This window comes from Knoellia sp. S7-12, from assembly GCF_040518285.1.
Classification (GTDB): Bacteria; Actinomycetota; Actinomycetes; order Actinomycetales; family Dermatophilaceae; genus Knoellia.
Genome location: NZ_CP155449.1, coordinates 3,604,411 through 3,623,359, shown reverse-complemented (window position 1 = coordinate 3,623,359; position 18,949 = coordinate 3,604,411). Strand labels below are relative to the sequence as shown.

22 protein-coding genes are annotated in these 18,949 nt (G+C 68.3%); 13 read left to right on the top strand and 9 right to left on the bottom strand.

Features of this window, described 5'->3' with window-relative positions; translation table 11 throughout:
- The first annotated feature begins 1 nt into the window (after position 1).
- Both V6K52_RS17485 and V6K52_RS17480 read left to right on the top strand, forming a co-directional pair.
- Positions 2–859, top strand: coding sequence for an LLM class flavin-dependent oxidoreductase (locus V6K52_RS17485; RefSeq protein ID WP_353951391.1), 858 nt, complete (start codon positions 2–4; stop codon positions 857–859).
- A 10-nt stretch (positions 860–869) separates the two neighbouring features.
- Entirely contained in the window at positions 870–1,118 is a 249-nt protein-coding gene (locus V6K52_RS17480) for a hypothetical protein (protein WP_353951390.1), read from the top strand.
- A 70-nt stretch (positions 1,119–1,188) separates the two neighbouring features.
- Here the strand turns inward: V6K52_RS17480 and V6K52_RS17475 are convergent, their stop codons facing one another.
- Positions 1,189–2,100 (bottom strand): DUF559 domain-containing protein, encoded by a 912-nt coding sequence (locus V6K52_RS17475; RefSeq protein ID WP_353951389.1) that lies wholly within the window; start codon positions 2,098–2,100, stop codon positions 1,189–1,191.
- Between the two features lie 235 nt (positions 2,101–2,335).
- Between V6K52_RS17475 and V6K52_RS17470 the strand changes: the two genes are divergently transcribed.
- The gene (locus tag V6K52_RS17470) at positions 2,336–2,779 is read left to right on the top strand and encodes an SRPBCC family protein (protein ID WP_353951388.1); all 444 of its coding nucleotides are present in this window, start codon (positions 2,336–2,338) and stop codon (positions 2,777–2,779) included.
- Entirely contained in the window at positions 2,776–2,961 is a 186-nt protein-coding gene (locus V6K52_RS17465; protein WP_353951387.1) for a hypothetical protein, read from the top strand. The genes V6K52_RS17470 and V6K52_RS17465 overlap by 4 nt, the downstream gene beginning before the upstream one ends.
- 48 nt (positions 2,962–3,009) lie before the next feature.
- On the opposite strand, the gene V6K52_RS17460 is transcribed toward V6K52_RS17465, so the two are convergent.
- From V6K52_RS17460 to V6K52_RS17445, 4 genes are all read right to left on the bottom strand, one after another.
- Positions 3,010–3,798: an anti-sigma factor gene (locus V6K52_RS17460; protein WP_353951386.1), complete on the bottom strand. Its 789-nt coding sequence runs from the start codon at positions 3,796–3,798 to the stop codon at positions 3,010–3,012.
- Positions 3,795–4,343, bottom strand: coding sequence for an ECF RNA polymerase sigma factor SigK (gene sigK, locus V6K52_RS17455; protein ID WP_353953800.1), 549 nt, complete (start codon positions 4,341–4,343; stop codon positions 3,795–3,797). Before sigK ends, V6K52_RS17460 begins: the two co-directional genes overlap by 4 nt.
- Positions 4,344–4,447: 104 nt before the next feature.
- Positions 4,448–5,095 (bottom strand): fasciclin domain-containing protein, encoded by a 648-nt coding sequence (locus tag V6K52_RS17450; protein ID WP_353951385.1) that lies wholly within the window; start codon positions 5,093–5,095, stop codon positions 4,448–4,450.
- Between the two features lie 230 nt (positions 5,096–5,325).
- A complete protein-coding gene (locus V6K52_RS17445; RefSeq protein WP_353951384.1) occupies positions 5,326–6,915 on the bottom strand; it encodes a molybdopterin-dependent oxidoreductase in 1,590 nt (529 codons plus the stop codon).
- 97 nt (positions 6,916–7,012) lie between these two features.
- On the opposite strand from V6K52_RS17445, the gene purF reads away from it, so the two are divergent.
- Together purF and purM are read left to right on the top strand one after the other, a co-directional pair.
- On the top strand, positions 7,013–8,587 hold the full coding sequence (gene purF / locus V6K52_RS17440) for an amidophosphoribosyltransferase (protein WP_353951383.1): 1,575 nt from the start codon (positions 7,013–7,015) through the stop codon (positions 8,585–8,587).
- A gap of 26 nt (positions 8,588–8,613) precedes the next feature.
- Positions 8,614–9,735 (top strand): phosphoribosylformylglycinamidine cyclo-ligase, encoded by a 1,122-nt coding sequence (purM, locus tag V6K52_RS17435; protein ID WP_353951382.1) that lies wholly within the window; start codon positions 8,614–8,616, stop codon positions 9,733–9,735.
- Between the two features lie 8 nt (positions 9,736–9,743).
- On the opposite strand, the gene V6K52_RS17430 is transcribed toward purM, so the two are convergent.
- From V6K52_RS17430 to V6K52_RS17415, 4 genes are all read right to left on the bottom strand, one after another.
- Positions 9,744–10,298, bottom strand: coding sequence for a cysteine hydrolase (locus tag V6K52_RS17430; RefSeq protein ID WP_353951381.1), 555 nt, complete (start codon positions 10,296–10,298; stop codon positions 9,744–9,746).
- Complete coding sequence (locus tag V6K52_RS17425; protein WP_353951380.1) at positions 10,295–11,788, bottom strand: cytosine permease; 1,494 nt, start codon at positions 11,786–11,788, stop codon at positions 10,295–10,297. The genes V6K52_RS17430 and V6K52_RS17425 overlap by 4 nt, the downstream gene beginning before the upstream one ends.
- 111 nt (positions 11,789–11,899) lie before the next feature.
- The gene (locus tag V6K52_RS17420; protein ID WP_353951379.1) at positions 11,900–12,091 is read right to left on the bottom strand and encodes a DUF3073 domain-containing protein; all 192 of its coding nucleotides are present in this window, start codon (positions 12,089–12,091) and stop codon (positions 11,900–11,902) included.
- Between the two features lie 189 nt (positions 12,092–12,280).
- Positions 12,281–13,411: a Glu/Leu/Phe/Val dehydrogenase dimerization domain-containing protein gene (locus V6K52_RS17415; protein WP_353951378.1), complete on the bottom strand. Its 1,131-nt coding sequence runs from the start codon at positions 13,409–13,411 to the stop codon at positions 12,281–12,283.
- Between the two features lie 185 nt (positions 13,412–13,596).
- Here V6K52_RS17415 and fgd point away from each other — a divergent pair, with 185 nt between their 5' ends.
- The 7 genes from fgd (at position 13,597) to V6K52_RS17380 (ending at position 18,895) form a co-directional block, all read left to right on the top strand.
- Positions 13,597–14,631, top strand: a complete 1,035-nt coding sequence (gene fgd, locus V6K52_RS17410; protein ID WP_353951377.1) for a glucose-6-phosphate dehydrogenase (coenzyme-F420) — start codon at positions 13,597–13,599, stop codon at positions 14,629–14,631.
- Positions 14,631–15,152 carry a DoxX family protein gene (locus V6K52_RS17405; RefSeq protein WP_353951376.1) on the top strand — a complete coding sequence of 174 codons (522 nt, stop codon included), beginning with the start codon at positions 14,631–14,633 and terminating at the stop codon, positions 15,150–15,152. The genes fgd and V6K52_RS17405 overlap by 1 nt, the downstream gene beginning before the upstream one ends.
- Positions 15,149–15,916 carry an enoyl-CoA hydratase-related protein gene (locus tag V6K52_RS17400; protein ID WP_353951375.1) on the top strand — a complete coding sequence of 256 codons (768 nt, stop codon included), beginning with the start codon at positions 15,149–15,151 and terminating at the stop codon, positions 15,914–15,916. Before V6K52_RS17405 ends, V6K52_RS17400 begins: the two co-directional genes overlap by 4 nt.
- Positions 15,913–16,935 carry a glucosyl-3-phosphoglycerate synthase gene (locus V6K52_RS17395; protein ID WP_353951374.1) on the top strand — a complete coding sequence of 341 codons (1,023 nt, stop codon included), beginning with the start codon at positions 15,913–15,915 and terminating at the stop codon, positions 16,933–16,935. Before V6K52_RS17400 ends, V6K52_RS17395 begins: the two co-directional genes overlap by 4 nt.
- Positions 16,932–17,804, top strand: a complete 873-nt coding sequence (gene folP / locus V6K52_RS17390) for a dihydropteroate synthase (RefSeq protein WP_353951373.1) — start codon at positions 16,932–16,934, stop codon at positions 17,802–17,804. The genes V6K52_RS17395 and folP overlap by 4 nt, the downstream gene beginning before the upstream one ends.
- Positions 17,801–18,511 (top strand): hypothetical protein, encoded by a 711-nt coding sequence (locus tag V6K52_RS17385; protein ID WP_353951372.1) that lies wholly within the window; start codon positions 17,801–17,803, stop codon positions 18,509–18,511. The genes folP and V6K52_RS17385 overlap by 4 nt, the downstream gene beginning before the upstream one ends.
- Positions 18,512–18,613: 102 nt before the next feature.
- Entirely contained in the window at positions 18,614–18,895 is a 282-nt protein-coding gene (locus V6K52_RS17380) for a DUF4287 domain-containing protein (RefSeq protein ID WP_353951371.1), read from the top strand.
- Positions 18,896–18,949 lie beyond the last annotated feature (54 nt).

Sequence of the window (18,949 nt, the reverse complement as noted above, 5' to 3'; positions counted from 1 at the left end):
CATGCGTCACGGAATCTCGATCCTGCCCGACGTCCCCTGGCGCGAGGCTGGCCCTCGCTGGCAGGCCGCCGAGGAGATGGGGTTCGCGCACGCATGGGTCTATGACCACCTCGTGTGGGGTGGGCTGCCGGACAGTGCGTGGTTCCCGGCGGTGCCGACGTTGGCGGCGGCAGCGGGCGTGACCTCGACGATCCGGCTCGGGACGTTCGTGACGTCACCGAACTTCCGCCATCCCTACGTCTTTGCTCGCGACGTCCTCGCCCTGGACGACCTGTCGCAGGGGCGGTTCATCTGCGGGCTCGGCACGGGCGGCGACCTCGACTCGGCTGTCCTCGGGGAATCGCATCCGCTCAAGGCGCGGGTGGACCGGTTCCATGAGTACGTGCCCCTGCTGGACCGGCTGCTCCGTGAGGATCACGTCGATCATGACGGCGACTGGTATGCCGTCCGCGACGCCCGCACGTTGCCGGGTCCGGTCCGCGACCGGGTGCCTTTCGTCGTGGCCGCGAACGGGCCGCGGTCGCAGCGGTTGGCGGCGCAACACGGACAGGGCTGGCTGACGACGGGAACCAAGGCCGACACGCTCGAGGAGTGGTGGAGCGGTGTGGCCGGGTTGGCGGAGAAGTTCACGGCGACGGCCGGCTCCGAGGGGCTCGACCGCTATCTCCTGCTCGACTCGGGCCCTCAGTTCTCGCTCGAGTCCGTCGGCGTCTATGAGGAGATGACGGGGCGCGCGGCCGAGCTGGGCTTCACCGACACGATCACGCACTGGCCGCGGCAGCAATCCCCGTATGCCGGTTCGCTGGCAACGCTCGAAGCCGTCGCCTCCGATGTCGTCGCGGTTGCAGGCGGCGCGTAGCGTGGATGCCGTGAGCAGCCAGGTTCGTCGCCCCAACCACCTCCGCGTCCTCATCATCGGAGCGGTGGTGGGATTTGCCATCGGGGCGTTCTTCGGTGTTTCCCGGGGGCTCGAGTCGTCGGGACGGGTGGCGCAGGGCGAATACTCCACGTCGACGGCCGTCGGCTATCTCGGTCTGCTCGGTGCCCTCGTCGTCGGACTGTTGGCGGCCGGGATCTCGGTGCTGCTCGAGGTGCTGTCGGAGCGTCGCAACCGCTGATCGGGAGTCGCTCCGACCGGCCGACTATCAGCTCGGCCTCGTGGAGGGGGGTGCTCACGCTCAGACTGACTCAGGCGACGACCGGCTGATAGTCCGCCGGTAGGCAGCACGATTTTTGCGCAAGGCGGAGGTCCACAGCCATCCGGATCTGTGCGCGCACCCAGTCAGGATCGTGCATCACCTGCTCCCACGTGAAGCGGAGGACGAGCCACCCGCTGGTGGTGAGTCGGGTGTAGCGGGCACAGTCACGGTCCTGCGCTGACCGCTCACCGTGGAACTCCATGCTGTCCGCCTCGAGAACGAGACGGAGTTGCAGGTCGGCCAGGTCGACCCGGCCGATCCACCCGGTGGAGTCGTCAATGCGCACCTGTGTCTCCACGGTGAGTTCGGCAATGTCGAGGACTATCGCGCGCAGCACCGACTCAAATGGCCCTGCGGCGCCACCGTCGGCGGCACGCATGACCCGCTGCACCCGCTTGCGATGCTGTGCCGGAGTGTTCTGGATGTGGCGGGCCAGGGCTCGGCGATCCTCCTTGCCCAGGCCCACGCGAAGGGCCGAGTCGGCAACGGCGAGCGCCTCGTCGAAGGGGAGGAGGATCGCGCAGTCGACCAAGGTGCGTGTCCGGGTCGTGACCCAGCCATCGACGATGTCGTCGTCGGGGACGTTGCGCCACCGGACGTCGACCCGAGTGTTGTCGGCCCTCAGTTTGCGCCCTCGGGGCACGGCGATCTGGGGCACTTTGGGCGACCACTTGCGGGCCCATCCCCAGTGGGCAGCAGCCGTGAGGAGGATGGCGGTGCCGGTCAGTTCGTGGGCTGCGGCCTTGGCCTCGTCGTCACCGGGGAGTGCGTAGTGTCCCCGCCGGATCCTCACGACCTCACCGCGTTGGACAGCTCGATCGAGTTCGCCACGACTCACCGCCGCGAGTGCCTTGCGTGGGCAGATGCCGCCCAGGCGCTCTACTTCGGCGGCGACGTCCATGTGACCGAGTGTGGCCACCTTCGCGGTTTCGCCCGTCGGGTTCTCCACAGGCCTACCGGCGGACTATCAGCTCCGCCGGTGAGGCGGGCTGGCCGTGCTCAGCCCCGCGCCTTCCCGCTGAGCTGATAGTCCGCTGGTAGACGAGCAGGCGGGTGAGTTCGCCGTCGACGAAACCGTTGGCCCCTGCGACTGCGTATCGCATGTCCATTGCCGCGCCCCGCAGTAGCGTTCGGTCGTGGAATACACGCAGGAGATCACCGTCAACGTGCCCCGTGCTCGATTCGTCGAGTTGTTTGACGACCCCGCCAATCTGGCCAAGTGGCAGGAAGGGCTGCTCTCGTTCGAGCCGCTGAGTGGCGAACCCGGGCAGGCCGGCGCCACGTCTCGCCTGACCTTCAAGCGCGGCAGGGGCACGATGGTGATGGTCGAGACCATCACCCGTCGCGAACTCCCCGACCTCTTCGAGGGGACGTACGACGCCAAGGGCGTGCACAACATCTGCCGCAACGAGTTCCAGGAGTCCGGCCCCGGTGCGACGCGCTGGGTCGCGAACAACGTCTTCGAGTTCACGGGCGCGATGAAGATCGTCGGGGTGCTCTTCGGTCGGTCTTTCCCCAAGTCGAGCTACAAGTACCTCGAGGCGTTCAAGGCCTTCGCCGAATCGGAGTCCCGGTCATGAGCGCCCGGATGCGAGTGGGCCTCGGGCTCCTGCTGACTCTCATCGGCACAGTCTGGACCCTGCAGGGTCTGAACGTCCTCGGCGGCAGCGCCATGTCGGGCGTCACCTTGTGGGCGGTCATCGGCCCCGTGGTCGCGGTGCTCGGGCTGACCTTGGCGCTGAGCGGTCGCCGACGTCACTGACCGGCCATCGATCTGCAAGGTGAATCCGTGAGGCGAGGCGTGAAACCTTCAGGCGAACGAGAAGAGGGCCACCGGGTCGGTGGTCGGCTTCTCAGATCCGCTCGCCGGCTCCAGCGTGATCCCGGCTCCTGTGGCCACGGTCGCGTCTCCCTGCAACGGGATCGTCACCGCCCCGCTGCCTCGGATGAGGCCGGCGCTGACCATGCCGCGGCCGGGGACGTCGAACCACAACTGGTAGGCCTTGCCGAAGGGGGCTTCAGGCATCGCATCAGCGACGAAGACGGCCTTCTTGTGCGCGGGACTGCGGACGATGGTGATCTTCGAGCTGCCCATCGGCTGCTCAACACGCTGGGCGTCACTCGCCGCGAGCACCTGTTCGGTGATGGTCCCCTGTGGGGAGTTGTCGTCCCAGGGCTGCCACACGGTTCCACCCACCGTGATGACGGCGGCGGCAGCGGCCGCGGCGAGCCACGGCTGCACCCGGAACCGACGGCGAGCAGCGAGCTCGTCGACGGGAGCTTCAGTCGGCGTGGCTGACCCGCTCTCGGGTGCCGTCACAGGAGGCTCGGCAGGCAGTGCAGTCAGCGGCGGCCCGGCCGAGGCGATCGGCGAAAGTTGGCGGGTCTGCGAGATGGCCGAGAGGACCGAGGCGCGCAGTGCGGGAGGGGGAGACAGCTCGACGTCGACGGCCAAGGCAGCGGCGGCCTCTTGCAGCCCGTCCACCTCCGCGCGGCAGTCGTCGCACAACTCGAGGTGAAGCTCGAAGGAGCGTCGCTCCTCATCGGTCAGTGCATTGACGGCATATGCACCTGCCAAGGCGTGGGTGTCTGGATTCATGCCGTCACCTCCAAAGTGTCCCTAAGTCTGATGAGTCCGTCTCGAATCCGAGTCTTCGCGGTCCCGAGCGGAATGCCCAGAAGTGCTGCGACCTCGGTGTGTGTGTGTCCGCCCAGGTAGGCCAACTCCACCGCACCGCGTTGGGTCTCGGTCAAGGTGGCCAGAGCGCGACGCACGCGTTGCTGGTCGAGCCGGACTTCGACCTCTTCAAGCGTCGAGTCGTGCTCACGTTCGGTGGTGTTGATCTCGTAGACCACTTCGCGTGCCTTGCTGGCTTCGGCCGAGCGAACCCGGTCAACCGCCTTGCGGTGCGCGATGGTGAGCATCCACGAGAGCGGTGAACCCCGCGAGGGGTCGAAGCGGGTGCAGTGCCGCCAGATGTCGAGGAAGGCTTCTTGGGTGACCTCTTCGCTCTGTGCCCGGTCGCGGACGACTCGGACGACGAGACCGTGGATCCTGGCGGCGGTGGCGTCGTAGAGCTGGGCGAACGCCGACTCGTCACCGCGTGCGGCTCGCGTCAGCAGAGCGCCGAGATCCGGTCCCATGGCAGCAGTCGGGGAGGACGTGTCCCCTGATCCGACTGCTGCCATGACGACCATGATTGCCTACTTCTTCTCTGGTGCCTTCATCGAGCCCTTGTGGGCGTCGATCACATTGCGGGCAGAAGGACCTTGTCGACGATGTAGACGGTGGCGTTGGCGGTCTGCACGTTGCCGCAGATGACGCTGGCCTCGCCGATCTTGAAGTCCTCGCCGCTGCCGGCCACGGTGATCGTTCCGCCACCGAGGGTCTTGTGGTCGCCGGCGATCTTGTCGGGAGCGATCTTGCCCTCGAGGACGTGGTTGGTCAGCACCTTGGTGAGCAGACCCTTGGGGTCGGCCATCGCGGCATCCATCGTCGCCTTGGGGAGGGCAGCGAAGGCGCTGTCGACCGGAGCGAACACAGTGAGCGCCGGGGCGCTGTTCAGGGTGTCGCCAAGGCCGGCTTCGCCAACTGCGGTCACGAGGGTCTTGAGGAGCGGGTTGGCGCTCGCGGCGGTGGCGACCGGGGCGGTCGTCATGCCGTCGAACGAACCGGCGCCCGTGGCGGGAACCTGGTCGCAGGCTGCGCCGAAGGGCTTGGTTGCCATGTCGTCGGTGGAAGCCGACTCCGAGGGGGACTCCGAGGGGGCGGGCGCTGAGGTGGTCGACGAGGACGTCGAGCCAGCTTCCGGCTCCTCGGAGCTGCCACAGGCCGCGAGGCTGAGGGGCAGCGCGAGTGCGAGGGCGAGGGCGGCGGTGCGGTGAGTGAGCTTCATGGTCGTCTCCTTGAAAGCGGGTTGGCGTACACCACCTATTCGCCGCCGCGCAAGGACTGGATTGGCTACTTCGCAATCTTTTTCACATGCCTACTGCTGGGTATGCCGCCCGCCCCCTCCCGCTCCCACCTCACCTCACCTTTTGCTCCCCATGGCAGCAAAGTGAGGGTCCGGACGGAAAATTTCCGTCCGGACCCTCAAGGTGCCCTCATGGAGAGCAAAAGCGTTGGCTATTCGACGTTCACGGGGATCGACTGCCAGCCGGTGGCTCCACGGGGGAACGGGCTGGCCCGCTTCTCGACCTGGACGGCACCGGTGAGGTCGGTGGCGCGCACGGTGATGTCGTGCTGCCCAGCAGGTGCGTCCCATTCGAGGAACCACTGGCGCCAGTAGTCGATGTTGGCGTCCGGGCCGAGGGTTGCCGGCATCCACGGACCCTTGTCGATGCGGATCTCGACCTTCTCGATGCCGCGTCCCTGGGCCCAGGCGACTCCACCTATGACGACCTTGCCGGCCTTGAGCTGCGCCAGACCGCGAGGGGTGTCGATCCGGGATTGGGTGAGGACCCGGCCGTCGGTCGCCCAATCGCGCTCGGTCCAGTAGGCCTTCTTCGCGGCATACGTCGTCGCAGTGAGGCTGCTGAGCCACTTCGTCGACCCGACGAAGCCGTAGAGACCGGGGGTCACGAGCCGCACGGGGTAGCCGTGGCGGCGGGGGAGGGCCTCACCGTTCATGCCGATCGCGACCAGCGCGTCGCGGTCGTCGGTGAGTGCCTGCAACGGGGTCGAGATCGTCATGCCGTCAACGGAGGTGCTGAGGATCTGGTCGACACCGGAGCGAACTCCGGCTCGTTCCAACAGTTCTCGCACGGGCACGCCGAGCCAGCGGGCGGCACCGATGTAGCTGCCACCGACCTCGTTGCTGACGCAGCACATCGTGATGTCCTTCTCGATGAGGTCCATCTTGGTGATCTCGTCGTAGGTGAGCGTGAACGGCTTGTCGACGTCTCCGTCGATGGTCAGTTCCCAGTCGTCCGGGTTGACGCGAGGGATGACCAGGGCCGTGTCGATGCGATAGAAGTCGCGATTGCTGGTGCGGAACGCCGTCAGGCCCTTGACCTTGCCCTCGATCCCTTGCGGCAAAGCGCCCAAGGGGGTCGCCGGGGTGGGCAGGGCGACAGTGGAGGGGGCGATGGCGTTGGTCGTGAGTCGTTGACCAAAGGCGCCGACAGTGGCAGCGCCCACCGTTGCGCCACCAGCGGCAAGGAGGAAGGAGCGGCGGCCGGTGGAGGTCGTCTCTCCGGTGGCTCGTGCGTTGTGGTCGGTCGGGCTCTCGACGGCCGAGGCGTCGGCAACGTCTCCCACGCCCCCAGCGCGTGGGATCAGCCGCAGCAGGAGGCCGAGCACACCGACTCCGACGAGTCCGGTCACGAGGCCCGGGATGACGTCGGTCTGTCCAGCAGTGGGTCGCAGGACAGCTGCGGCGGCGGCCAGGGCGGCGAGCACGACGATCATGAGGCGGCCGACGGTGGGGTGGCGGCGGGACACCAACCCGGCAACCGCGGCGAAGATCAGGGTGACGACGCCGACGCTGCCGATGAGGATCGGCTTGTCGGCAGTCCCCATCGTCGCGACGGCCCATTCCTTGACCGGGGTGGGTGTCGCGTCGATGACCTGCGAACCCACGGCGAGCACGGGTGAGGACTCGGGCGCGACGAAAGCGGCAACGAGGTGGCCCGCGGCGGCGCCGGAAGCGGCTGCGAGAAGCCCGCTCACGGCATACGGCCATCGCGCCGGTCTGGTGTGAGCGGAAGCATCCATGTCAAACCATTCGGAGCGGGAGACAAGGCGGATGGGTGGGCGGACGTCCGTCGCATCAACGTGTCGGTGTCCCGCGAACCCATGGGACACTTGGAGTGTGGCACGCGGAGACGGACAACTGACCCACGACCTGATGCCCGGTGAGAAGGGGCCGCAGGACGCTTGCGGGGTCTTCGGCGTCTGGGCTCCCGGTGAGGATGTCGCCAAGCTGACCTACTACGGCCTCTATGCGCTGCAGCACCGCGGCCAGGAGTCTGCCGGCATCGCGGCGAGCAACGGCCGACGCCTCCTTGTCTACAAGGACATGGGCCTCGTCTCACAGGTCTTCGATGAGCGATCCCTCGCTTCACTCACCGGTCATCTCGCCATCGGCCACTGCCGCTACTCGACCACTGGCGGGTCCACCTGGGAGAACGCCCAGCCGACCCTCGGCGGCCACGACGGTGGCACTCTCGCCCTGGCCCACAACGGCAACCTCATCAACTCCGCCGAGCTGCGCGACCTCGTCGACGCCGGCTCTGACCCCGGCCGTCACCGTGGCGAGCTCGGTCGAGGCAACACGACCGACACCGCGCTGGTCACCGCTCTGCTCACCGCCGACCCGGACCGCACGGTCGAGAACGCGGCGCTCGAGGTCCTTCCGAAGCTGCGCGGCGCCTTCTGTTTCGTCTTCATGAACGAGCACACCCTGTATGCCGCCCGCGACCCTCAGGGGATCCGTCCCCTCGTGCTCGGTCGCCTTGAGCGTGGCTGGGTAGTCGCCTCCGAGACGGCAGCCCTCGACATCGTCGGTGCATCCTTCATCCGTGAGGTCGAGCCGGGCGAGCTCATCGCCATCGACGAGGACGGGCTGCGGTCGCAGCGCTTCGCCGAGACCGACCGCAAGGGCTGCGTCTTCGAGTACGTCTATCTCGCCCGCCCCGACACGACGATCAACGGTCAGGTCGTCCACGAGGCACGCGTCGAGATGGGTCGAGCCCTCGCCCGTGAGCACCCCGTCGAGGCCGACCTCGTCATGCCGACGCCCGAGTCGGGCACGCCGGCCGCGATCGGCTATGCCCAGGAGTCGGGTATCCCCTACGGCCAGGGCCTGGTCAAGAACGCCTATGTCGGGCGCACCTTCATCGCGCCGTCGCAGACGATCCGCCAGCTCGGCATCCGGCTCAAGCTCAACCCGCTCAAGGACGTCATCAAGGGCAAGCGCCTCATCGTCGTCGATGACTCGATCGTGCGCGGCAACACCCAGCGGGCGTTGGTGCGCATGCTGCGCGAGGCCGGAGCCGCCGAGGTCCACGTGCGCATCTCGTCGCCGCCGGTGCGCTGGCCCTGCTTCTATGGCATCGACTTCGCGACCCGGGCCGAGCTCATTGCGACCGGCATCGGGGTCGAGGAGGTCTGCAACTCGATCGGCGCCGACTCCCTCGGCTACATCTCCGAGGACGGCATGATCGCGGCCACCAACCAGGAGCGCGAGCGCCTCTGCACGGCCTGCTTCACCGGTGACTACCCGCTGGAGCTGCCGTCGTCCGACCGGCTCGGCAAGGGCCTGCTCGAGCTCGAGTTCGCCGTTGACGAGGGAGAGACCGACGCGACCGAAGCCGGCACCCTCGACGTGGAGCGCGTCTCGGTGACCGCCTCTGGTGGGGCGGCCGAGGCCGTCCGTCGTCCGTGACCGATGCGGGAACTAGGCTGACCGGCGTGACCGATCAGGGCGAACAGATCACCTATGCCGCAGCCGGAGTCGATGTCGAGGCTGGTGACAAGGCCGTCGAGCTGATGAAGGCCGACGTCCGTCGCGCGACCCGACCCGAGGTCCTTGGAGGGCTCGGTGGCTTCGCCGGCATGTTCGACGCCTCCGCCATCGCCCGGATGGACCGGCCGGTCCTTGCGACCTCGACCGACGGCGTGGGGACCAAGGTCGCCATCGCCCAGGCGCTCGATATCCACGACACCATCGGCTTCGACCTCGTCGGCATGGTCGTCGACGACATCGTCGTGTGCGGCGCCGAGCCGCTCTTCATGACCGACTACATCGCGACCGGCAAGGTCGTACCCGAGCGCATCGCGGCGATCGTCGGCGGCATCGCCCGCGCCTGCGAGCAGGCCGGCGTCGCGCTCATCGGTGGCGAGACCGCCGAGCACCCCGGGCTTCTGGAGCCGGACGAGTACGACGTCGCGGGTGCCGCGACCGGAGTCGTGGAGTATGCCGCGGTGCTGGGTCCGCAGCGCGTTCGCACCGGCGACGTCGTGCTGGGGCTGGCCAGCTCGGGTCTTCACTCCAACGGCTATTCGTTGGTGCGCAAGGTCATGGATCATGCAGGGTGGGCGCTCGACCGGCATGTCGACGAGTTCGGCCGCACCCTTGGCGAGGAGCTCCTCGAGCCGACCCGGGTCTATTCGCGTGACCTGCTCGACCTGATCGGCACCGACGGTCTCGACATCCACGCCCTGTCACACATCACCGGCGGGGGTCTCGCAGCGAACCTCGCTCGGGTTCTGCCCGATGACGTGTTCGCGCGTGTCGATCGGTCCACGTGGACTCCACCCCCCGTGTTCTCGACGGTCCAGCGGCTCGGCCGGGTCCCGCAGGCCGACATCGAGCGCACCCTCAACATGGGTGTCGGCTTCGTTGCGATGCTTCCCGCGGATCAGGCCGAGCTGGCCATGTCCACCTTGGCGCAGAGCGGGATCGCCGCCTGGATGATGGGCGAGGTCACGGCGCTCGAGGATGCCCCCATCGAGGATGGGGTCGAGGTCGTGCGTGGCGCCAAGGGAGTGGACGGCGGCTCCGTCCAGGTCGTCGGCGACCACCCCGCCTGAGACCACCGTCAGGCGATGAGGATCTGCGGCGCGAACATCTCCATGGCGCCGAGCGCCTGCTCGTGCTTCTCGACGCTTGACCCGGCGCACGCCTGAGCGATGACGCGCACGCTCGCCCCGGCGTCACCGGCGGGCATCGCGGTGGCGATGACACAGCAGTCCGTCGCCACGCCTGCCAGCGCGATCCGTGGTTGCTCCCCGATGACCGATCTCAGCCGCGGACCCCACTTGCCGAAGGTGCCCTCGGTGACCACGTGATCGGCGAGGCCAACGAGCTCTGGCACCACGGCATACAGAGGATGGTCGTCCGGCACGAGAGCGAACGGCCAGGCGTCGTAGTACGGCCCCCACGAACCGCCCAGGCTCGGGTCGGCGACGAAGCGGGTCACGACAACCCTTCCGGCGTATGCCGTCGCGAGACGTGCGATGCGCGGCACCGTCTCTGCCCACATGGGCGAGCCCCAAGGGCTCGAGCCCGGATCGGCGAAGACCAACTGGGGATCAATGATGACGAGCCATTCGTCGTCCAGCGGCTCGATGGATTCGACGTGTTCTGGGTTCATGCGCCGCTCTCCTGGCGCTGCACCTTGCCGCGCCGGGCGACGTAGGTGACGGCGAACGAGAGGATGAGCGCGAGGAGGACGCCGAGGTTGGCGTAGGCGAAGGTGCCCTCCCAGTAGGACCCGGCGGGGTCCTCGACAAAGGTCCCGAGGCCGAGCGGATCGAGCAGGAAGCCCTGCCAGTTGTTCCAGGCGGCGTCATCGGCAAAGTTGTTGACGACCAGGCCCCAGCCGAGCACGGACGCCGCGACCATGGTCCCGATCGACACCCAGTCGAACGCGCCGTAGCGCCCTGAGGAGTCAAACAGGGCGTCGTCGTCGTAGTCCCGCTTGCGCAGGGCGATGTCGGCGATCATGATCCCCGCCCACGAGGCCAGGGGCACGCCGAGGGTGATGAGGAAGGACTGGAACGGGTTGATGAAGTTCTCGGCGACGAAGACGACATAGAAGGTGCCGAGGGTGAGGATGACACCGTCGACGAGGGCGGCCATCGGGCGCGGGATCCGCACGCCGAGCGAGAGCAGGGTGAGTCCGGACGAGTAGATGCCGAGGACGGCGCCGGACACGAGCGAGAGGATCGCCGCGACGAGGAAGGGCACGAGCACCCATGTCGGCAACAGCGTGGCCAGGGTGCCGATCGGGTCGGCGCCGATGCCCTCGAGGACCTTGGGGTCAGAGCCCGCGAGGGCCAACCCATAGGTCACGAGCAGCGCCGGGGCCAGGGCTCCGCCGAAGGTGTTCCAACCCGCGATCGCGGCGCCGCTCGCGTCACGCCGCTGGTAGCGCGACCAGTCGGCGGCGATGTTGATCCAGCCGAGCCCGAATCCCGTCATGACCAGGACGAGCGCGCCGATCGTGGCACCGATGCCGCCGGAGGGCATCGCCGACACGGCCGACCAGTTGACGTCACCGATGGTCATGACGACATAGAGCACGGTGATGACGCCGGTGATCCAGGTGAGGACCGACTGCATCCGCATGATGACGTGGTAGCCGGCGACGGCCGCAGCGACGATCATGGCGGCCACGATGAAGGCGGCCACGACCTTGGTGGCGGTCCCGCCACCCCAGCCGAGTCGCTCGAAGATGGTCGAGGTGGCAAGAACGGCGAGGATCGCGAGGAAGGTCTCCCAGCCGATCGAGACCAGCCAGGAGACGACGCCGGGCACCTTCTGTCCCTTGACACCGAAGGCTGCCCGCGACAGCACCATCGTCGGGGCGGACCCGCGCTTGCCGGCGATCGCGATGATCCCGCACAGGGCGAAGGACACGATGATGCCGACGATGGTCACAACGACGGCCTGCCAGAAGGAGATGCCGAAGCCGAGGACGAACGCGGCGTAGGAGATGCCGAACACCGAGACGTTGGCGGCGAACCACGGCCAGAAGAGATCTCGGGGTGCGGCGGTTCGCTCCGCCTCGTCGATGATCTCGATGCCGGTGGTCTCGACGCCGAGGCGCTTGGCAGCGTCGGCAGTACGCACGTCAGTCATGCCCGTGAGCATGGCAGATCTCAGACGACAGAAAGTGCATGCCGTTCGCAGACGTGCACGAGAGACGCGGGAGACAATTCAGATGTCAGACGCCAGACGAGAAGTCAGACGTCAACGACTCCCGTTGACCCACTTGTCGTAGTCATCCTCTTCGGTCTCCGGCTCGGCGACCCGAGTCGAAGGCAGCGTCGGAGCGCTCCCGTGGAGTTCGCGCTCAAGCGAGCTCAGGTCGGTGTCGGGGCTGAAGTACTTCAGCTCGCGTGCCACCTTGGTCTGCTTGGCTTTTGCTCGGCCGCGCCCCATGGCGAGACCCCCTTGTGCGTCTGCCGGGCGGCACACCCAAAGGGACGGCCCTAAAAGGGTCATCCCAAGTCGAGCTGCGGTCCCGGGAATCGTGTGTATGTCGTGGGGTCAACGCTACAGCAGCCCTGACTGATTCCGCTGCACGGGTCGGCACACTGAGACGTGTCGCACGTGGAGCCCGCCAAACGGTCAGCGCTGGGGGAGCCAGATCACCGGTGAACCGGCCGCCATGCGCTTCTCGGCGATGTGGTCGGCAGCGGCGGCGGGCGTCTCGCCACGCTCGTCGGCGGTGCGGAGGACTTCGAGGGTGTGCTCGAAGATCGCGGTGGCGCCAACCTTGGCCCGATCGAAGTCGAAGCCGAGGAGCTCGTCGCTCACCTGGATGACACCGCCGGCGTTGACGAGGAAGTCGGGGCAGTAGGTGACGCCGCGGGCGACGAGCCGGTCGGCGGTGCCGCCATCACCTTCGGTCACGAGCTGGTTGTTGGCGCCTCCGCAGACGATGCGGGCCTTGAGGACGTCGACGGTGTCGTCGTCGAGGGCTCCACCGAGGGCGCAGGGGGCATAGACGTCGAGGTCGGCGCGCACGAGGGCTGCGACATCGCCGAGGGTCTCGATCCCGGTGTGGTTGGCCTGGAGTGCGGCGACGGCGGCGGCGTTGATATCGGTGACGACGACCTGCGCGCCGTCCTCGACGAGGTGACCAGCGAGGACGCGTCCGACCTTGCCAACGCCCGCGATGCCGACTCGGCGACCGCGGAGCGTGGACTCACCCCACACGTGCTGGGCTGCGGCACGCATGCCCTGGAAGACGCCGAAGGCCGTGAGGACCGAGGAATCCCCGGCGCCACCGTTCTCGGGGGAGCGGCCGGTCGCGAAGCGGGTCGTCTCGGCGACGATGTCCATGTCCTGCACATAGGTGCCCACATCACACGCGGTGACGTAGCGGCCGCCGAGGCTCTCGACGAACCGGCCGTAGGCCCGCAACAGCTCGGGCGTCTTGAGCGTCGCCGGGTCGCCGATGATGACGGCCTTGCCGCCACCGTGCGGGATGCCCGCGACGGCGTTCTTGTAGGACATGCCGCGCGAGAGGCGCAGGACGTCGGCCAGGGCCTCGTCGTCGGTGGCGTAGGGGTAGCAGCGGGTGCCACCCAGCGCCGGGCCGAGCGCGCTGTTGTGGATCGCGATGATCGCGCGCAGGCCGGACCTCGGATCGGAGCAGTGGATGACCTGCTCGTGCCGGGCGGTTGAAAGACTCGAGAGGGTCGAGAGGGTCGGCGCGACGTTCGGACGTGCGGACGCGATGGGCGACGCGGTCACGGTGGTGACTCCTTTGTCAGTGCTGGGCCGCGGGATGACGCAGCGAAATGTTGGGCGTGGGTCTCACGCAGGACCAAGCGTAGGCCCGTCCACGCATTGGGTCGGCGCGGAGTTCAGCCTTCGGTTCGGGTGGCGTCGTGCGGCGCCCCGACCCGGTGTGGACTCCATGGGAGAGGATGGGCGGCATGCGCATCGGCTACAAGGCTTCGGCGGAGCAGTTCGCCCCATCCGACCTCGCGGCATACGCCGTCCTCGCCGAGGAGCTGGGACTGGACTCGGTCACGATCTCCGACCACTTCCAGCCCTGGCGGCTCGAAGGTGGGCACGCCCCGAACTCCATCGCGTGGTTGTCGTGGGTCGCGGCGCGCACCGAGCGAGTGCTGCTCGGCACGTCGGTGATGACGCCGACCTATCGCTACAACCCGGCCGTTGTCGCGCAGACGTTCGCGACGCTGGGCTGCCTTGCACCGGGTCGCATCATGCTCGGCGTGGGCACAGGTGAGGCGCTCAATGAGGTTGCTGTCGGGTCGGTCCCCGAGAGCGGCTGGCCCGAGTTCAAGGAGCGTTTCGCGCGGCTGCGTGAGTCGGTCAAGCTCATGCGCGCGCTGTGGACCGAAGAGTCCGTGACGTTCGAGGGCGACTACTACCGGACCGAGGACGCCCGGATCTTCGACCGTCCGGACGTGCCGATCCCTGTGTATGTGGCCGCGGGCGGTCCGCTCGTGGCCCGGTATGCCGGGCGGTCCGGTGACGGTTTCATCTGCACCTCCGGCAAGGGGCGCGAGCTGTATGCCGACAAGCTGCTGCCCGCCGTGGCGCAGGGACTGGGGAAGGCCGACCGGCCCGCGAGCGACATCGATCGGATGATCGAGATCAAGGTGTCGTGGGACCCGGACGCCGACCAGGCTCTCGAGAACACCCGCTTCTGGGCGCCGCTGTCGCTCACGCCCGAGCAGAAGCACTCGATCCACAGCCCTGCCGAGATGGAGAAGGCCGCCGACGAGCTGCCCATCGAGCAGGTCGCGAAGCGCTGGATCGTCGCCTCGAAGCCCGAGGACGTGGTCGCTGCCGTCAAGGAGTACACCGATCTCGGCTTCGACCACCTCGTCTTCCACGGCCCCGGCCATGACCAGGAGCGGTTCCTGCGGACCTTCACAGAGCAGGTCGTTCCCGGCCTGCGCGAGCTCGTGCCCGCCGACCCGACGGACGGTGCTGCCTGATGGATGCCACCGCGATCTCCTCGACCGAGCTCGACGTCGCCACGCTCGTCATCCGACTCGCGCTCGGTCCCATGCTGATCCTCCACGGACTCAACAAGGTCCGGGGCGGGCTCACAGGCACGGCCAGCTGGTTCGAGTCACTCGGTCTCAGACCGGGCTGGTTGCACGCCCGGGTCGCGGCGGCGACCGAGATCGGCGCGGGGGCCATCGTCACCCTGGGACTGCTCAACGGCCTCGGGGCGATGGCTTTCGTCGGACTCATGACGGTGGCGGCGCTCACCGACCACCGCGGCAAGGGCTACTTCATCTTCAAGGGTGGCGCTGAGTACGTCGTGCTCGTGGCGATCGTCGCGGTCGCGCTCGCGGTGGTCGGGCCCGGCCGCTGGTCTCTGGACCATGCCTTCGGGCTCGACCTCGCCGGACTCGGTTGGGGCGTGATCGCCCTCGTCGGTGGAGTCGCCGCGGCCGCCGGGCTGCTCGTCACCTCCTACCGACCCAACGCGACCAAGGCCGACGCATGACGACCGGCGATGTGAAGGTCGCGGTCGACGGAAGCATCGGACGCATCACGTTCGCCGTGCCGGAGCGGCTCAACTCCCTAGACCCACCCATGCTCGAAGCCCTCACGGCCGGGGTCTCCCGACTCGACGCCGACCCGTCGGTCCGGGTCATCGTGCTCGCCGGTGAGGGGCGTGCCTTCTGCGCCGGGGCAAACATCGCGACCCACGAGACCATCGGAGACATCGACGGCACGTTGTTCGGACTGGGTTCGGCCGTGCGGGCGATCCTCGAGGCCCGAACCCCCGTGCTGTCGCTCGTCCCCGGAGTCGCCGCGGGAGCGGGTCTGTCGATCGCCCTCGCCGCCGACTACGTCCTCGTCGCCGACGACGCCAAACTTCTCCTGGCCTTCGGCGCCCTCGGTCTCATGCCCGACGGCGGCGCCACCTCACTCGTCGTGGCCTCCATCGGTCGTGCGCGGGCGCTCCGCCTTGCCCTCACCGGCGAGAAGATCAGCGGCGCCACGGCAGCCGAGTGGGGTCTGGTGTCGGAATCCGTTGCAGCAGAGGGCTTCTGCGCCCGGGCCGACGAGCTGATCGCGCACCTGGCCTCCCTCGCACCCGAGGGCACGGCCCTCACCACCGCGGCCATCACGGCCGCGGCGATCGATCTCGATGCCACCCTCGACCGCGAGGAGCGTGGCCAGCACGCCCTGCTCCGCACCGACGATTTCGTCGAGGGGCTCTGTGCCTTCCGCGAGAAGCGCCGCCCGACGTTCGGCGGGTGACGACAGCGGTGGGCAAGGGGACGGGCTCGGGCGAGCGCGGGTCCCACGCTCTGCGTGGGCCGGCATACTCGGCATCTGATTGGACGCCCGAAGGCCTGCTGCGCCTCAAAGGCGATCAGGCGATCTCCGTCGTCATCCCCGCCAAGAACGAAGAGGCGACCGTCGCTGCCGTCGTCGAGCGGATCCTCGCCGACTTCGTCCGGCCTGATGGTGGTGGGCTCGTCGACGAGGTCGTCGTCATCGACTCCGACTCGACCGATGCCACAGGCGACGTGGCGCGGCAGGCAGGCGCGAGCGTCCACACGGCCGCCGAGATCCGACCCGAGCTCGGCTCCGTCGCGGGCAAGGGTGAGGCGTTGTGGAAGTCGCAGTTCGTCACGCGCGGCGACCTTGTCGTGTTCGTCGATGCAGACCTCGTCGACTGGGGCACCCACTTCGTCACCGGTCTCCTGGGCCCTCTCCTCACACGCGACGACATCCACCTCGTCAAGGCCATCTATGACCGGCCGATGATCGACGCGTCCGGGCGCGAGGAGGAGATCGGTGGCCGCGTGACCGAGCTCGTCGCGCGCCCCTGGCTCGCCCTGCACCGCCCCGAGCTGGCTGGCATCGTGCAGCCGCTGTCGGGCGAGTGGGCGATCCGGCGCTCCAGTTTTGAGTCCTATGCCGTGCCGGTCGGCTACGGCGTCGAGATCGCGGCCGTCCTCGACACGGCCGGCCGCTTCGGCGTCGATGCGATCGCGCAGGTCGACCTCGGCCTGCGCACACACCGCCACCACCGCCATGACACGCTCGGTCTCATGGCAGTCCAGGTCCTCGCAGCCGCCGACCGTCGCCGTGTGCCTGGCGAGGTCGACGACGTGACGGCTGGGTCGACGGTCGACCTCACGCAGTACGCCCGTGGTGCCGTCGGCTTCGAGCCGCACGTCACCGCGGTGGCCACGGGTGAGCGGCCTCCGGCCGTTTCAGTGGGTATGCCGGCCCACGCAGAGCGTGGGACCCGCGCGGACTCCCGATGAGTGAGCTCACCTTCCGTCTCGGGTCGCGTGAGTTCGACGCGCGCTCGCGGCTCGTCATGGCCATCGTCAACCGCACCCCCGACTCGTTCTATGACAAAGGCGCGACGTGGCGTGAGGACGCGGCGATGGATCGGGTGCGCGAGGTCGTGGCTCAGGGTGCAGACATCGTCGACATCGGCGGGATCAAGGCCGCGCCCGGCGTCGAGATCGGTGCTGACGAGGAGAAGGCGCGCGTTGTCGACTTCGTTGCAGCGGTGCGCGCCGAGCACCCCGACCTGCTCATCAGCGTCGACACGTGGCGGGCCTCGGTGGGGCGGGCCGTGCTCGAGGTGGGCGCCGACATCCTCAACGACGCCTGGGGTGGCGCCGACCCGGAGCTGGTCGTCGTGGCGGCAGAGTTCGATGCTGCCGTGGTGTGCACCCACACTGGGGGCGTGACGCCGAGGACGCGGCCGCACCGGATCGAATACGACGATGTCGTCGAGTCTGTCGGGCAATCCCTTGTGGCACAGGCTGATCGGGCCGTGTCGGTGGGGGTCGCGCGGGAGCGGATCATCATCGACCCGGCGCATGACTTCGGCAAGAACTCGTGGCACTCGCTCGAGGTGACCCGTCGGCTCGGCGACCTCGTGGCCCTGGACTGGCCGCTGCTCGTGTCCCTGTCCAACAAGGACTTCGTGGGGGAGGCGCTCGATCTGCCCGTGGGGGAGCGGCTGACCGGCACCCTTGCCGCGACGGCGATCTCGGCGTGGCACGGCGCCCACATCTATCGCGTCCACGAGGTCGTCGAGACCCGGCAGGTGCTCGACATGGTGTCGGTCATCTCGGGCGACCTGCCACCCGCTCGGACCGCCAGGGGGCTCGCGTGATCACCGACGTCGTCATCGTGCCCGGTGCTCCGCTCCTGCTGCCGGAGTACCAGGGCCGCATTTCTGCCGCGCCCGGTCTGATCGAGTCCTGCATCACTGTGGTCCGTGAGGCCGTCGCGTCGGCCCATCACGTCGTCGTCGTGCACGCGACCGACCGGGACGCGCGAAGCACGAAGCCAGCAGTGGGTCTGCGGGTCGCCGACCACCTGCTCGCGGCGACCCACGAGAACTTCGACGTCGAGCATGTCGCCGTGGCCTGGGATGCCACTCTCGAGGAGTGTGTTGACCTCGGGCGCGGACTTGAACCCCAGGGCGCGACAACGCTGCTCGTCGTCGCGGACGGTTCGGCCCGCCGCACCGAGAAGGCCCCCGGCCACCTCGACCCCCGCGCAACCGACATCGACGACGTGATCGTGGATGCCGTGCGCACTGCGGGGGAGAGCGGCCTGGAGCGCCTCCTCGATCTCGATCCCGAGCTCTGCGCCGACCTGCTCGTCGCGGGTCGCGCTCCACTCCAGGTGCTCGCCGCTGCTGTGGGCTCCGCCGGTGACGTTGCGTCTGCGGATACGGCTGCTCTAGCAACCACATCCGCAGACGCAGGGGTGAGGGCAGCGGCAGGTGGGCGGACGGCATACCGGGTTGAGTCGTGTGAGGTGAGCGACCCGTTCGGGGTGCTCTATGTCGTCGCGCATCTGGTCGCGACCTGATCCTTGAGGCACCGCACAAGTGATGCAGCGAGTGTCGAAAATGTGACAGCCCGTTCGGCACCATGAGTGACAGGCGCAAACCAACGCACACCAGGGGTCACCATGTCGTTCCAGGCCTACCTCGATGCAGCCGAGAAGAAGACCGGCCACACCCCGCAGGAGCTCGTTGATCAAGCGCACGCGCGCGGGTTCGGCTCAGAGACGAAGGCCGGCGAGATCCTTGCCTGGCTCGCCGACGATCACGGACTCGGGCGTGGCCATGGCATGGCCGTCGTGCACGTGATCAAGAACGGCGCGGGCATCTCTGACAAGCATGTCGGCACGTCCGGCACCCACAGTGACGAGGCTGACGTGCTGCGACTGGACGGCATCGCCAACCGTTAGTCCGGCACCCGGGGCGCAGATCCTGGTCCGCCGCGCACCCATGGGAGCGCGGCG